Origin of the sequence: Sphingomonas sp. Leaf198 (assembly GCF_001424005.1) — a bacterium.
Lineage (GTDB): Bacteria > Pseudomonadota > Alphaproteobacteria > Sphingomonadales > Sphingomonadaceae > Sphingomonas.
Genome location: NZ_LMPX01000004.1, coordinates 375,454 through 389,216, shown reverse-complemented (window position 1 = coordinate 389,216; position 13,763 = coordinate 375,454). Strand labels below are relative to the sequence as shown.

Sequence of the window (13,763 nt, the reverse complement as noted above, 5' to 3'; positions counted from 1 at the left end):
TTGGAAGACGATGCCGGCTGCATCTCAAATCAAGGTCATGGTCGTGGACGATCAGGCCAGTATGCGCGCGATGATCCGCCGGTCCCTTCAGGACCTGGGATTTCGCGACGTGCGCGACAAGGGCGGTGCGCCCGAAGCGCTCGCGGCGGTCAGGAGCGACCGCGTGCATCTCATCATCTCGGACTACAACATGCCCGACATGGACGGTCTGCAGTTCCTCGAGGAAGTGCGCAACGATCCGGTGATCGGCAAGACGGTGTTCATCATGCTCACCGGCTCGTCCGATCGCGAGATCGTCCAGAAGGCCGCGGCGCTCGGCGTGAACAACTATCTCGTCAAGCCGTTCGCCCCGGCCGCGCTGAAGGAAAAGATCGAGCGCGTCTTCGGCGCGTTGGCCTGATCGGCATGCGCAGGATCCCCCTTATCCAGGGCGACCATATGGCGATGGCCGAGCCCGACACGATGCTGACGACGTTGCTCGGCTCGTGCATCGCGGTGTGCCTGTACGATGCCAAGGCGCGGGTCGGCGGCATGAACCATTTCCTGCTCGGCGAGCCGGAAGCGGGTCATGCCGTCGGGATCCAGGACCGTCAGCGCTACGGCGTCCACGCGATGGAGTTGCTGATCAACGCGATGATGAAGAAGGGCGCGATGCGGTCGCGACTGCGCGCGCACATCTATGGCGGCGCCAAGATCATCGCCGGGCTCGGCGGGATCGGCCAGGACAACGCCGCGTTCGCGCGCCGCTTCATCGAGACCGAGGGCTTCGCGATCGGCCATGTCGATGTCGGCGGCGTCTGCGCGCGGAAGATCGAGTTCCTGCCGTTCGAGGGCAAGGCACGGTCGACCTGCGTCGCCGAAGCCGTGCCGGTCCGTCCGATCGTCCGTCCGCCGATGCCCGAGTCCGAAGGCGAACTCGAACTCTTCTGATGTCCGGAATCGTTCGGACTGCCCTACCCACCCCGCCAGACAACCAGAGTGCGCGCATCATGATCCAGTCCCCTTCCCATGCGGCCCTGCACATCGCTCTGGCGAGCGAACTGCGTCGCGTCAGTGCGCTCGTCGAGCAACTCGCCGAGACGCTGGTCGGCGACGAGGACTTCGTGATGCGGCACATCGACCAGCTTCAGGTGTTCGACCTGATCGTGCAGAGCGCCGACGAAAGCGCCGCGGTGCTCGACCGCGTCGCGGGTGGCACCGCGCCCGAGGCGGCGGTCGCGCCGGTCCGGCTGAGCGCAATCAAGGATCGCCTGCACGCCGCGCTGGCGCTCGCGGCCGTGCCGCACGCGCCCACCGCGCACAGCCCGGTCGCGCACGCGCTCGCCGCGCAGGCCGCCTGACCATGGCCGTCGCCGGTGCCAACACCCGCCCGATCATCATCCGCAAGATCAAGAAGACCGCCGCCGCGCATCATGGCGGCGCGTGGAAGGTCGCCTATGCCGATTTCGTGACCGCGATGATGGCATTCTTCATGCTGCTCTGGCTGATCAGCAATCCGGACAAGCAACGCCTGAAGGGGCTGGCGGAATATTTCTCGCCCGCCGCCACCGCGATGTCGCAGACGTCGGATGCGACCGCCTCGGCCAGCGGGATCGGCTCGATGCCGGGCGCGGGCGGGCATGGCAGCCGTAGCCAGGCCAGCGCGACCGGCACGCCGACCGGCCAGCCGAGCGCCAATGCCGCGACCGCAGGCACCGCGCGCGGCGGTACCGCGAATATTCCCGATGCCTCGCTGCGGGTCCTCGCGCAGGAACTGCGCGTCGCGATCGACAGCCTGCCGCCCGCCGAGGACGGCCACAAGGCGATGCGCGTCGAGGACGACCGCGACGGCCTGCGGATCAGCCTGATGGACACCGCCAAGCGATCGATGTTCAAGGTCGGCACGGCGACGCTCAACCCGTATGCGAGAGACATGATGGCGCGCGTCGCCGGCAAGCTCGCGCGTTCGGACGCGCAGATCGCGATCGAGGGGCACACCGACGGCGACGGCAGCGGCAGCGACGATTCGAGCTGGCGATTGTCGGGTGAACGCGCGATCGCCGCGCGCTCGGCGATGATCGGCGCGGGGCTCGCCCCCGGTCGGTTTGCCGAGATGGTGGCGATGGCGGACACCCGCCCGGTCTATCCCGACCAGCCGACCCGGCCCGAAAACCGCCGTATCACGATCGTCGTCAAGGGGGCGGCCGCCTCCCTGCCGAGCGACGCCAGCTTCCGGTTCTAGGACCCTTGCGATGAAAAAGATCCTGTTCCCGCTCGCCGTTCTGATTGCCGGTACCGGCGTCGGCGGCGGTGCCGCGTTTGCGACGCGAGCGATACTCGGGCCTGCCCACGGCAAGGCGGACGCGGGCGAAACTTCGGTTCCGGACCTGACGTTCGTCAAGGCGGAGAAGATCGTCGCGCCGCTGGTGTTCGGCGATGGTCGTCTGGCGGGCTATGTCTCGTTCGATGTCGAATTGCAGGTGTCGGTCGACGACGGTGCGCTGGTCGCCGCGCGGCTGCCGTTGCTGCTCCACGCGATCAACCTGCGGACCTATCGCACGCCGCTCGCCGCCGGTCCCGACGGGATGCTGCCCGACATCGCCGCGTTGCGGAAGGTCGTGATGACCGCCGCCCCCGAGGCTTTCGGCCCAGGCATCGTACGCCGCGCCGCGATCACGCGTGCCGAACCGTCCTGAAGGACACAGGTCATGATCGTTCTGCCCCCCGAAACGTCGAGCCCGGTCCACGCAACCGGCGCGTCGAGACTTCCCCATGCCGAACCCGCCGGTGGCACGTTCGGACGGCGCGAGACGCGGCTGATGACGATCCTCCTCGTCGCGCGTCTCGAGGCCGCGGGGATCGATCACGTCTGCCGCGTCCGCAACCTGTCGCAGACGGGGATGATGATCGAATGCTCGACCGTCCTGGCCGAGGACGATCGCGTCCGCGTCGAATTGCGCAACCTGCAAGCGGTCGACGCGCGGGTCGCCTGGGCGCGCGATGGGCGCGCCGGGTTGCAGCTCGACGGCCCGATCGTGATCGATGCGGTACTCAGCACGGTCCCGGATACCTCGGCGATCATCGCCCGTACTCCGCGCATCGCCGCCAACTGCCCCACCGTGCTCTGGCATCTGGGAACGCTGTCGGCCTCGGTGCTGTGCGACCTGTCGCAATCGGGATGCCGGATTCTGATCGCCAGCCCACTGCCCCGCGACAGCGAAGTCCGGATCACGATCCCGGGCCTTTCACCGCGTCGTGCGCGGATGCGCTGGTCGAACGGCGAGAGCGTCGGCTTCGCCTTCCTCGAGATGCTGTCGTTCGCCGAGGTATCGGCGTGGCAGACCGACCGATCGGTTCGCTTCGCCTCCGACCGCGCCGAAATCTGACACGCGACCAAGCGACACCGCGCCGCACGTAAAAAAGGGGAGCGTACCGGTCCGGTACGTTCCCCTTTCTCGTGTCATCCGTCTGCCACCGCGGTTCAGCGCTTCGACAACGCCGCCCCCGCAGGCCTGACCGCGCTCGGCGGACGCCGCGCGTCGCGCCGTGCCAGCGCCATCGTCAGCGCCGCTGCGCCGCGCGGCGTCATCGCCGCCAGTACCAGCGCGGTCGAGCGCTCGCGCATGCGTTGCGCGACCCGCATCTGCACGTCGAGATCGAGCTGTTCGAGGACCAGCGCCGCCGAGGCGGGCTTCATCGCCTGATAGATCCGCGCCAGATCGTCATATTGATCCGTCGGCGGCGTCGCCCCGGCGGGCGCGCCCGGCGAACTCGGCTGGGCGGGTGCCGCCGCCGCCGCGTCCTGCCGGCTGCCGGCGTCCGCCTTGAGCCGCGCTTCGGTCGCGCGGACCGCCTGCTCGCGCATGTCGAGTGCGCGACCACGCCGCACCGCCGCCTGGTCGCGCGCGCCGAGATCGTCGGCGATCGCCACGCCCAGTCGCGAGCTGGCCGGTGATCCCGCCGCCTGCGCGCCGCTCGGCATCGCCGCCAGCCCGACGGCATTGCCGACCATCGCCACCGCCGCCGACGCCGCGGTCAGCATCAACAACGAAGGACGTCCGATCATGCCCAGCCCCCCGCGTTGTGATCCGCGGCGCCATAGTCCGCGGTCTGCTGACGACGCGCCGCATCGGCGGCGTCCGCCATGCGATCGGCGGACGCGTTGGCGATCCCGATCATCACGGTCAGTTCGTCGGCGATCGCCTTGCCGTCGGACACCGCGCGCGCGCTGTGGGCGCATTCGCCCAGCGCATCGCGCAGTTCGGACAGAACCATGCGCGCCTGCCCGGTCGAGCGGTCGAGCGCCTCGACCACATCGGCGATCGCGCCACCGCGGACCGCCTTCAGCGACCGCATCATCCGCACGCTCTGCACCAGGACCGCGGCGCACAGGATGATCGTCGCGATGTTCGCGACCGTCGAAAAGTTCATGCGCCTGCTCCCCTGACGATATCGGTCGCGAGACGGACCGCGATATTGTTGCGACGTTGGCCGATCTGCGCGCTGCCGAGCGAAACCCCGCCGACCTGGATCCCGAGCAGATCGTCGGGCCGCGTGCCGAGCGCGATCGTGCGGCCGACCTGCAGCGACCGGACATCACCCAAGCTCATCGTCGCCTCGCCGAGCACCACGTCGACCGCGACCTCGGTCTTGCGCAGTTCGGCGGCCATGTGCGCGCCCCAGACGTTTTCCGGGCCATCGGTATCACCCATGAAGCGCTGGCCGAACCGGTAGCGGACCGACTCGATCGTCGCATACGGCAACAGCACGCTGAAACAGCCGCCGCGGCCGTCCATGTCGACGCGCAGCGTCGCTGCGGTACAGATGTTGGTCGGTCCGGCGATCGAGGCGAAGCGCGGGCTGGTCTCGATCCGCTCGAGCTTCATCGTCGTCGCGACGATCGGTTGCAGCGCCGCACTGAGATCGGCGAGCGCGAGTTCGAGCATCCGCGACACCAGCCCGACTTCGATTCCGGTGAACGCGCGCCCGTCGATCATCGACCGGTTGCCGCTCTGGCGTCCGCCGAGCAGCGCATCGACCACCGAATAGATCAGGCTCGGCTCGACCGTAATGAGGCCGTAGTTGCGCCATTCCTCGACCCGGAACACGCCGATCATCGCCGGCAGCGCGAGCCGGTTGACGAAATCGCCGAACCGGATCGAGCTCATGTCCTCGAGGCTGACGTCGATCGCGTCCGAGGTCAGGTTGCGCATCGACGTCGCGAAGGTGCGGACCAGCCGGTCGTACACGACTTCCAGCATCGGCAGCCGCTCATAGCTGATGACATCGGATTCGATGACCGCCTTGAGGCCGCTGCGGGGTTTCTCGGGGCCACCCGACGTGCCGAACAACGCGTCGATGCCGGCCTGGTCGAACGCCGCGCCGCCAAGCTCCGCGGTCGGCGGATCGGGCAGCGAAAAGTCTTCGAGGTCTTCGAAATCGTCGCTCATTGCTGCACCAGATCCTGCACGAGGACGTCCTTCACCTTGTCTGCGCCGATCGTCGTGCGCGCACGGATCAGCAATTCTTCCTTGATCCGGAACACCGCCGCGGACCCGGACAGGTCCTCGGGGCGCAGTTCGCGCAAAAACGGCTGATACGCATCGAGCAGCACCGGCAGGTCGGTCTTCAGCGCCTCGACGTTCGATTTCGCGCCGGGGACGAGCATGACGTGGACCTTGAGGAAATGCGGAGCACCATCGGCCGAGCGCAGGTTGACCAGCATCGGCGGGACATCGAGCGGCGCCGCCGCCTCATGCCCGCCGCCCTCGCCCGAACCCTCGCTGTCGGCAGTTTCGGTCTCGGCTGCGGCGCCATCATGCGCCGCCGCCGGCTTGCCGCCGAGCATCATATAGCCCGCGCCGCCACCGCCGAGCAGCAGCACGCCGCCGACCGCTGCGAGCACGATCATCTTCTTCTTGCCGCGCTTGGGTTTGGTTGCCGCGGCGACGGCGTCACCCTCGCCCGCATTGCCATCGGTGTCGTCACCAATGTCCTGCGCCGTTTCCTTAGTCGCCACGATCGTCGTCCCCTTGGTCCCGGCGCTGCCGGTGCTCGCGATTTCGAGGGGAAGCGCCAACCGGCACCCCTCGTACCAACCTATTATAGGAGAGACGGCAGGCAGAATTTGCCTACCGGCGCCGATAATGCGGAAAATTTGGACCAGGCCCCGATGGACATCTCCTCCTTTATATTGCTGAGCCAGGAGCAGGCGCTGCGTCGCCGCCTGGACGTCGCTGCCAACAACATGGCGAACATGAGCACCGCCGGGTTCAAGCGCGAACGCCCGGTGTTCCGCGAATTCGTCGAGCAGCAGAAGGAGAGCACGCCCGACATCACGCGGACGACCTCGTTCGTGCTCGACATGGGCGCGATGCACGACACCAGCGCCGGCGCGTTCCAGTCGACCGGCAACCCGCTCGACCTGATGATCGACGGCCCCGGCTATCTCTCGGTCGAGGCCCCCGACGGCGGCACCGCCTTCACGCGCGCAGGCTTCGTCAAGGTCAACGAGGCCGGCGAGCTGACCAATGCGGGCGGCCAGCGTATTCTCGGCGAGGGCGGCAAGCCGATCGCGGTCACGCCCGAGGATCTGCCGACGCTCTCGATCGGCAACGATGGCTCGGTCATGGGCAAGGCCGGCCCGGTCGGCCGGATTGCGGTGACCGTGTTCGACGACGAGCGCGGCGTCACCCCGCGCGGCGACGGCCTGATGACCGCCACCGGGGGGCGCGAACTGGCCGCCAACGAGACCAAGCTGCGGACCGGCGGTATCGAGGGATCGAACGTCGAGCCGATCGTCGAGACCACCTCGATGGTCGACATCCTGCGCGCCTACCAGACCAGCATGAAGATCTCGCAGGACATGGACGACATGCGCAAACGCGCGATCGACCGCCTGTCGAAGCTCGGCTGACCTTCCCCTTAATCAACGCCAATTTCAGCAAAGGACCACGCGATGCGCACTCTTTCGATCGCCAGCACCGGGATGCTGGCACAGCAGACCAACGTCGACGTCATCTCGAACAACATCGCCAACATGAACACCACCGGGTTCAAGCGCCAGCGCGCGGCGTTCCAGGACTTGCTCTATCAGCAGGAAACGCGCGCCGGCTCCTCGACCGACAGCAGCGGCACCGCGAAGATTCCGACCGGGATCCAGATCGGCTCGGGCGTCAAGACCGGCAGCGTCTACCGGATCACCGAACAGGGTGCACCGAACCAGACCAGCAACCGCTACGATGTCGCGATCCAGGGCCGTGGCTATTTCCAGATGCGATTGCCAAGTGGCGAGACCGGCTACACGCGCGACGGCTCGTTCCAGCTGTCCGACCAGGGCGAGCTGGTGACCGCCGACGGCAACGCGGTCGAGCCGGGGATCACGATCCCGGCCGACGCGGTCGACGTAGCGATCTCGAAGACCGGGCTGGTCCAGATCAAGGTCGCCGGTGCCGCCGAGATGCAGACCGTCGGTCAGCTCCAGCTCGCGACGTTCATCAACGAAGCCGGTCTCGAGGCGCAGGGCGGCAACGTCTTCACCGAGACCTCGGCCTCGGGCACCGCGACGATTGCCGCGCCGGGCGATCCGGGCTTCGGCACTACCATGCAGGGGTTCGTCGAGGCCTCGAACGTCAACCCGGTCTCGGAGATCACCGCTCTGATCACCGCGCAGCGTGCGTATGAGATGAACAGCCGCGTCGTGAAGACCGCGGACGAGATGCTGGCGACCTCCAGCCAGATGCGATGATCGCCATGCGCTTCCGCACCGCAACGATCGTCGCGCTCGCCGGCCTCGGCCTCGCGGTTCCGGTCATGGCCGCGGCCGAGCCGGTCGCGACCTCGGTCCTGTCGCACGCCGTCGCGCGCGGCGACATCCTCGCCGCCACCGACTTCGAGGCGCAGCCCCGTCCCCCCGGCTACGCGATCGGTGCGATCGCACCCGATGTCGCCGCTGGCCGCGAGGCGGCACGCAATCTCGTCGCCGGCGCGGTGGTGCGCGCGGGCGACGTGGTCGCGCCGCGGCTCGTCCGACGCGGCGATCCGGTGACGATCAACCTGCGCAGTCGCGGGCTCGTCATTGCCACGACCGGCCGTGCGCTGTCGGCGGGCGGGATGGGCGATCTCGTCCGCGTCGTCGCGCAATCGACCAACCGCACGTTCGACGCCACCGTCGAGGGCTCCGGGGCCGTGCACGTCCCCCTACCCTGATCGACGGCCCTAATCGACTGCTCTGAGCCGCCGCCCTTTCCTGCCGAGCTTTCTTCCGGAGACCTCCATGTTTTCCCCTATTCTGAAACCCGTGCTGACGCTTGCCGGCCTGACGCTCGCGGTCACGACATTGTCCGGTTGCGGCGCGGTCGGACGCCTCAAGGAAGTCGGCAAGGCGCCGACCTTTACCGAAGCGCTGCCCGTCGACAGCCCGCCGATCGAGGATTCGCTCGGCCGATCGACGCCGCGCATGATCGGCGGACGGACGGCGGCAGTGGCGACATCCGCCCCCAACGCCTCGCTGTTCCGCGCCGGCGCGGGCGCGTTCCTCGGCGATCAGCGCGCCTCGCGCGCGGGCGACATCCTGACGGTGCGGATCAACGTCGCCGACAAGGCGGTGGTCGGCAACACCACCGCGCGCAGCCAGGGCGGGTCCGAGTCCGCGGGCCTGTCGGCGTTGCTCGGGCTCCAGGCTCCGCTCGCGAAAATCCTGCCGGGGTCGGTCGATCCGGCCAAGCTGGTGGCGGGCGACTCGGCCTCGAAGTTCAACGGCAGCGGCAACATCAGCCGCAGCGAGACGATCAACATGACGATGTCGGCGATGGTCACCGATGTGCTGCCCAACGGCAATCTGGTGATCCGCGGCCGGCAGCAGATTCGCGTGAACTACGAACTGCGCGAACTGATCGTGACCGGTATCGTCCGACCGCAGGATATCGCCCGCGACGACAGTATTCGCCATACCCAGATCGCCGAGGCCCAGATCAGCTATGGCGGCCGTGGCCAGCTCAGCAGTGCGCAGCAGGCCCGTTGGGGCCAGCAGATCTACGACGCGCTGTTCCCGTTCTGAACCCGCGCGGTGGCTAACCTTTCGTTAACCACCAAATTTCCGACAAGCCCGACCGAACTCCCGAATTTCTTCCCAGAATAAAGAACCGGCCTCGCACCGAGGCTGTCGAGGATCGGCGAACCGGTCCACGTCGGCAGAAGCCAGCGTATTTATTCCAGAAGGAAATCATCATGGCATTGTCCGTCAACACCAACTCTGGCGCAATGGCAGCCCTCCAGGCTCTCAACGCGACCAGCAAGGGTCTCGCCACCGTTCAGAACCGCATCAACAGCGGCCTGAACGTCAGCTCGACCAAGGACGATTCGGCAGCTTTCACCATCGCACAGGGCCTTCGTGGCGATCTGGGCGGTCTGAAGGCGGTCAGCTCGTCGCTCAGCCGGGCGAAGAGCGTTACCGACGTGGCTGTCGCAGGGGCAGAGCAGATCTCGGACGTGGTCAACCAGATGAAGACGCTTGCCAAGCAGGCGTCGGATGACGGCATCTCGACCGATACGCGCTCTGCTTACAACAAGGACTTCAAGGCCCTTCGCGATCAGATCACCACGATCGTCAACTCGTCCGAGTTCAACGGCACCAACCTGCTGAAGAGCAGCGGTGGCGCAGTCAGCGCACTTCAGTCGCTGTCGAATACCGCAACGGGCAGCGGCACGTCGTACACCCCCGACACGTTGTCGATTGCCAACCAGGGTCTGGATCTGGCGACGACCGAGACTCAGTCGACCGGCGCCGGTACCGGCACCCTCGGCCAGAACTCGGAGCTGACCGATTCGGCAACGTCCAAGAAGATGGTCGATACCCTCGATACACTGAGCAAGTCGCTTAACGGCAAGCTCAGCGATCTGGGTTCGGCATCGCGCAAGATCGACGCCCAGACGACGTTCACCAGCAAGCTGTCGGACACCATCGAAAGCGGCATCGGCAATCTCGTCGATGCGGATCTGGCCAAGGAATCGGCGAAGCTTCAGGCATTGCAGGTCAAGCAGCAGCTTGGCGTGCAGGCTCTGTCGATCGCCAACCAGGCGCCGCAGACCATCACGTCGCTCTTCCGGTAAAACGGGAGCGGGCGCCTCGTCGGCACCCCCAAACCGTCGGCGGGCTACCGGGAACCGGGATCGGCGAAAGTCGGTCCCGGTTTTTTCGTAACGTTTCATTGTGTTACCCGAACGTCACAACCCGACATTAAAATCGTATTACGTATAACTACCTAATTTCCGTCAAACCCATTTTGCCCCATATCTCGAACAACATCGAGTATTTCTAGTGACATACGCGTACAAGCAAGGGTTCAAACGTGACGGTACAATACAGGCATCCGGCTTACGGATCGGATCGATCGTGAGCAACGCGCTATATGAGCTGCGGTGCCAGCTGAACATCGACGACGCGTCGGCGCTGTGGGACTCCGCGGCGACCAAGGCGATGACCTATCCGGACATGACGCCCGAGACCGTCGTCGAGATGATCGGCCCGCGCGAGGATCCCGAAATCGCGGAGTGCCTGTTGCTCCTGCTGCAACCGTCGGTGGCGGGATGCGACCTCGTTACGCTGAGCTGCGACTCGGTTGGCGCCGCGATTTCCGTACCGGCAATTTCCGTACCGACCGCCGAGATCAAACCGCGGGCCGCCACCGTGGCGATCGGCGCCGTCCGGCCGCCGCCGTTCCTGCGTACCTGGAATACACGGGTCGCAGCGGAGCTTTCCCGCGCCGTCCGCATCGCCGAGTAACTCGGCCTCGGCTTCGGCCGTGGCTTCGACCACAACCTCGACCGCCCGCCTACGCCGAACGGCTCAGGCGGGGCGGGCCGATACTTCGACCACCAGCACGCTTGCGACATCGGGGTTCCGCCCGCGCAGCACACGCGTCATGTCCTGCGCCAATCGCGCGACATCGACCGGCTTGTAGGGCGAGGCGCGAAGCCGCGCGAACTCGCTCGCCGACGCCAGCGCGCTTTCCCGGAGGCTCGGAATCGCGGCCTTGAGCCGCGCCGCCGCCGTGACATCCGCCGCCCTCAGCACGATCTTGATCTTGAGCCGGCCATCCGCGCGATCGCCGTCGATGATCGGCACGACCAGTTCGGGCATCGCCACGAACGTCGCGTCCATCGCCGGCTGCGACTCGCCTTCCGACGCCGACGAGCCGGTTGCCGCGACGATCGCCACGGCGGCCGCCGCGATGTGCAGAAGGGAACGGAACGCAGCCATCGAAATTCCTACTCGCAACGCATAGCCCGCCAACAGCATGTTTCGCGCGGGACGACGCCCCTCGGTAGCTCCGACATCCTATAATTGGATGAAGATAAGGGACGTTTACGCCATGAGCCAAGATCAGAAACCCGGAAAGGTCCGACTGCTCGACGCCAGCGGCGCGCAGTCCCGGCGTCGCGGCGACACGCCGCCGATCGTCATCGACGGCACCGCCGCAGGAACAGGCGCCGCGTCGCCGGCCCCGGTGCCCGTCGCGACATCCGGCGCGCTGTCGTCGGCGATGTCCAGCCGTGCCGGCATGATCCTGGCGCTGTTGTTCGTGCTGGGATGTGGTGCCGGCGGTGCGGCCGTCGCGGTGTTCTTCGCGTGATCGGTCTCCTGATCGGAGCCGCCGCGCTCGTCAGCGCATCTCCCAAAACGACTCTTGCCCCCGCGCGCCTGCCTGGTTTCGCGGCAGCGCTGGCCGAGCGGCCCTTGCCGACAGGCGCCGCCGCCTGGTCGGCCAAGCGCGACGAGGCCGCCTGGGCTTCGCTCGCCGCGGCGACGCCCGCCACCCGGCAGGCGCTGCGATGGGATTATGCGACCAGCCTGATCGCACGCGGCCTAGCTGCGGAGGCGATCGGCGTGCTCGACGTGATGCGCGCCGACGATCCAGATCTCGCGCTCGTCCCCGCGTGGATGCGCGCGCGCGGCGTTGCAGCCGCGATGGCCCGGCACACCAGCGAAGCGCTGACGATGCTCGGCGACGACACGCTGCTCGGCGATTCGGAAGCCTGTCTATGGCGGATGCGCACGCTCGCGGACTCATATCGCGCCGCCGAGGCGCTTGGCCAGTTGCGCTGCGCCATGCCCGCGCTCGCAGGCCGGACGTCGGCTGCCCGCCGCCCGTTCGTCATCGCCGCTGGGAGTGCGGCGGTGGATCTGGGCCGCGCCTCACCTGCAATGGCGTGGCTGAACGCGGTGCCCGACGACGATCCCGCCGCCAATCTGCTGCGCGGCAAGGCGTATGCGCTGCTCGGCCAGATGCAGCCGGCGCGGCTTCGTCTCGACCGCGTCATTCTGAGCGGCGATGACGTCGAGCAAGCCGATGCCCGGCTGGCGACGATCGAGAACGGCGTCGCGTCGCACACGCTGCCGGTCGGCGAAGCGACCCGCCAGCTCGAGACGCTGCTGTTCACCTGGCGCGGCGACCGGATCGAACGTCGCGCTCTCGAGCTGTCGGTCCGCCTCGCGACCGCCACGCACGATACCGGTCGCATGCTCGCGAGCGGCGCGACGCTGTTCCGCTATTTCGATCTCGGCGCGGCCTCCGGCCCGCTCGTGGCACAGCTCCAGACGCAACTCGCGCAGGCGCTCGCGCCCGGCTCGGCGCTGTCGCTGGTCCAGGCCGCCGGGATGTTCTGGGACTATCGCGACATCGCGCCCGCCGGCCCGGTCGGCAACCAGCTCGTCGAAAACCTCGTGAACAGGCTCCAGGCCGCGGGGCTTTACGGTCGCGCCGCCGATCTGCTCGACCACCGCCTCGACACGCAGGCCAGCGACGTCGAGCGCGGTCCGCTGACCGTCCGCATCGCCAGCCTGCAGATCCTCGCCGGCACACCCGACGCGGCGATCCGCACGCTGCGGGGTACCGACATCCTCGCCTATCCGCCCGATACCCTGGCCGATCGGCGCCGGGTCGAGGCCGCCGCGCTGCAACTGCTCGGCAAATCCGCCGAGGCGCTGGCGACCGTCGAGGATGTCCCCGGCGGCGGTGCGCTGACCGCCGAGTTGTATTGGCGTGCGCACGACTGGGCGCGTCTTGCCGCGGTCGGCGAGCAGGCCTTGCCGAAATCGCTGCCCGGCGTGGGTCGCAGCGCGTTGAGCGAAGTCGGCCAGGCGATCGTCCTGCGGCAGGCGATCGCGCTGGCGATGCTCGGCCGCGAATCCGAACTTGCCGCGCTGCGCAGCCGGTATGGCCGCGCGTTCGAAACGCTGCCGACCGGCTCGGCGTTCGCGACGCTGACTGCGCAGTCGGGCTCGATCGATCCGGCGACGCTCAGCAACGCGATGGCCGCCCTCCCCGCCGCCAGCCCCGCGGGCGCATTCGGCGACCTGCTCGATCAGGGCAGCGCGGCGATGAGCCATCCGACGAAGGCGGGCTGATACGGAAGGCGCGCCTAAGTGCCAGCGGCCGTGCCATACCGAGACGGATCGATATGTAGCGGGTGAGGGCGTGACGGCCTCAAAATCATTCCGTCGCCCCGGACTGGCTCGGTTCCTGTCCCCCTCGAACGAGTACGAGTCCGCGGTCGTATGGCACCACGCCCTTCCCTGTTCTCCCGCGAAGGCGGGAGCCCAGTCTGGATCCCCGCCTTCGCGGGGAAACAAGTCTACTTGGCCGAAAATGGTAGCCGTCGACTGGTTCGGGGGTCCACAGTTCCGCGATCCGACGTCTGTCGGTTTGGGACACCGTGGAGGCCGAAATCAGGCTCCCTGAGCAAAACCCAAGGGTCCGGCATCCCGGGAAAGTAAGCTGAAC

General features: G+C 67.5%; 19 protein-coding genes. 14 read left to right on the top strand and 5 right to left on the bottom strand.

All coding sequences use genetic code 11. The features are described from left to right. Positions 1-10 precede the first annotated feature (10 nt). From ASG20_RS17190 to ASG20_RS17165, 6 genes are read left to right on the top strand one after another with little or no spacing between them, the layout of a single operon-like run. The gene (locus ASG20_RS17190; RefSeq protein WP_056055692.1) at positions 11-400 is read left to right on the top strand and encodes a response regulator; all 390 of its coding nucleotides are present in this window, start codon (positions 11-13) and stop codon (positions 398-400) included. A gap of 5 nt (positions 401-405) precedes the next feature. Further along, positions 406-930 carry a chemotaxis protein CheD gene (locus ASG20_RS17185; protein WP_056055689.1) on the top strand — a complete coding sequence of 175 codons (525 nt, stop codon included), beginning with the start codon at positions 406-408 and terminating at the stop codon, positions 928-930. Positions 931-989: 59 nt separating this feature from the next. Then, on the top strand, positions 990-1,340 hold the full coding sequence (locus ASG20_RS17180) for a hypothetical protein (RefSeq protein WP_201780742.1): 351 nt from the start codon (positions 990-992) through the stop codon (positions 1,338-1,340). A gap of 2 nt (positions 1,341-1,342) precedes the next feature. Beyond that, positions 1,343-2,221, top strand: coding sequence for a flagellar motor protein MotB (locus ASG20_RS17175; RefSeq protein WP_056055686.1), 879 nt, complete (start codon positions 1,343-1,345; stop codon positions 2,219-2,221). Between the two features lie 10 nt (positions 2,222-2,231). After that, positions 2,232-2,675, top strand: a complete 444-nt coding sequence (locus tag ASG20_RS17170; protein ID WP_056055683.1) for a hypothetical protein — start codon at positions 2,232-2,234, stop codon at positions 2,673-2,675. 12 nt (positions 2,676-2,687) lie between these two features. Then, positions 2,688-3,365, top strand: a complete 678-nt coding sequence (locus ASG20_RS17165; RefSeq protein WP_056055680.1) for a PilZ domain-containing protein — start codon at positions 2,688-2,690, stop codon at positions 3,363-3,365. A 95-nt stretch (positions 3,366-3,460) separates the two neighbouring features. On the opposite strand, the gene ASG20_RS17160 is transcribed toward ASG20_RS17165, so the two are convergent. Genes ASG20_RS17160 through ASG20_RS17145 form a run of 4 tightly spaced genes read right to left on the bottom strand, consistent with a single transcriptional unit; the run spans position 3,461 to position 6,058 of the window. Beyond that, positions 3,461-4,045 carry a MotE family protein gene (locus tag ASG20_RS17160; protein ID WP_056055677.1) on the bottom strand — a complete coding sequence of 195 codons (585 nt, stop codon included), beginning with the start codon at positions 4,043-4,045 and terminating at the stop codon, positions 3,461-3,463. Then, complete coding sequence (locus ASG20_RS17155; RefSeq protein ID WP_056055672.1) at positions 4,042-4,410, bottom strand: DUF6468 domain-containing protein; 369 nt, start codon at positions 4,408-4,410, stop codon at positions 4,042-4,044. The genes ASG20_RS17160 and ASG20_RS17155 overlap by 4 nt, the downstream gene beginning before the upstream one ends. Continuing rightward, the gene (gene fliM / locus ASG20_RS17150; RefSeq protein WP_056055669.1) at positions 4,407-5,429 is read right to left on the bottom strand and encodes a flagellar motor switch protein FliM; all 1,023 of its coding nucleotides are present in this window, start codon (positions 5,427-5,429) and stop codon (positions 4,407-4,409) included. The genes ASG20_RS17155 and fliM overlap by 4 nt, the downstream gene beginning before the upstream one ends. Then, a complete protein-coding gene (locus ASG20_RS17145; RefSeq protein ID WP_330218688.1) occupies positions 5,426-6,058 on the bottom strand; it encodes a flagellar basal body-associated FliL family protein in 633 nt (210 codons plus the stop codon). Before ASG20_RS17145 ends, fliM begins: the two co-directional genes overlap by 4 nt. Before the next feature lie 93 nt (positions 6,059-6,151). Between ASG20_RS17145 and ASG20_RS17140 the strand changes: the two genes are divergently transcribed. The 6 genes from ASG20_RS17140 to ASG20_RS17115 all read left to right on the top strand — a co-directional run bounded on the left by ASG20_RS17140 (position 6,152) and on the right by ASG20_RS17115 (position 10,762). Further along, complete coding sequence (locus ASG20_RS17140; RefSeq protein WP_056055666.1) at positions 6,152-6,895, top strand: flagellar hook-basal body complex protein; 744 nt, start codon at positions 6,152-6,154, stop codon at positions 6,893-6,895. 42 nt (positions 6,896-6,937) lie between these two features. After that, a complete protein-coding gene (gene flgG / locus ASG20_RS17135) occupies positions 6,938-7,726 on the top strand; it encodes a flagellar basal-body rod protein FlgG (RefSeq protein ID WP_056055665.1) in 789 nt (262 codons plus the stop codon). Next, positions 7,723-8,187, top strand: coding sequence for a flagellar basal body P-ring formation chaperone FlgA (flgA, locus tag ASG20_RS17130; RefSeq protein WP_231420811.1), 465 nt, complete (start codon positions 7,723-7,725; stop codon positions 8,185-8,187). The genes flgG and flgA overlap by 4 nt, the downstream gene beginning before the upstream one ends. Before the next feature lie 67 nt (positions 8,188-8,254). Beyond that, complete coding sequence (gene flgH, locus ASG20_RS17125; protein WP_156364402.1) at positions 8,255-9,037, top strand: flagellar basal body L-ring protein FlgH; 783 nt, start codon at positions 8,255-8,257, stop codon at positions 9,035-9,037. Positions 9,038-9,207: 170 nt separating this feature from the next. Continuing rightward, positions 9,208-10,089: a flagellin gene (locus ASG20_RS17120; RefSeq protein WP_056055662.1), complete on the top strand. Its 882-nt coding sequence runs from the start codon at positions 9,208-9,210 to the stop codon at positions 10,087-10,089. A gap of 283 nt (positions 10,090-10,372) precedes the next feature. Further along, positions 10,373-10,762, top strand: a complete 390-nt coding sequence (locus ASG20_RS17115; RefSeq protein ID WP_056055659.1) for a hypothetical protein — start codon at positions 10,373-10,375, stop codon at positions 10,760-10,762. A gap of 63 nt (positions 10,763-10,825) precedes the next feature. Here the strand turns inward: ASG20_RS17115 and ASG20_RS17110 are convergent, their stop codons facing one another. Continuing rightward, positions 10,826-11,239, bottom strand: coding sequence for a hypothetical protein (locus ASG20_RS17110; RefSeq protein ID WP_056055657.1), 414 nt, complete (start codon positions 11,237-11,239; stop codon positions 10,826-10,828). A gap of 112 nt (positions 11,240-11,351) precedes the next feature. Between ASG20_RS17110 and ASG20_RS17105 the strand changes: the two genes are divergently transcribed. Beyond that, entirely contained in the window at positions 11,352-11,612 is a 261-nt protein-coding gene (locus ASG20_RS17105) for a hypothetical protein (protein ID WP_056055655.1), read from the top strand. Further along, positions 11,609-13,387: a hypothetical protein gene (locus tag ASG20_RS17100; RefSeq protein WP_056055653.1), complete on the top strand. Its 1,779-nt coding sequence runs from the start codon at positions 11,609-11,611 to the stop codon at positions 13,385-13,387. Before ASG20_RS17105 ends, ASG20_RS17100 begins: the two co-directional genes overlap by 4 nt. Positions 13,388-13,763 lie beyond the last annotated feature (376 nt).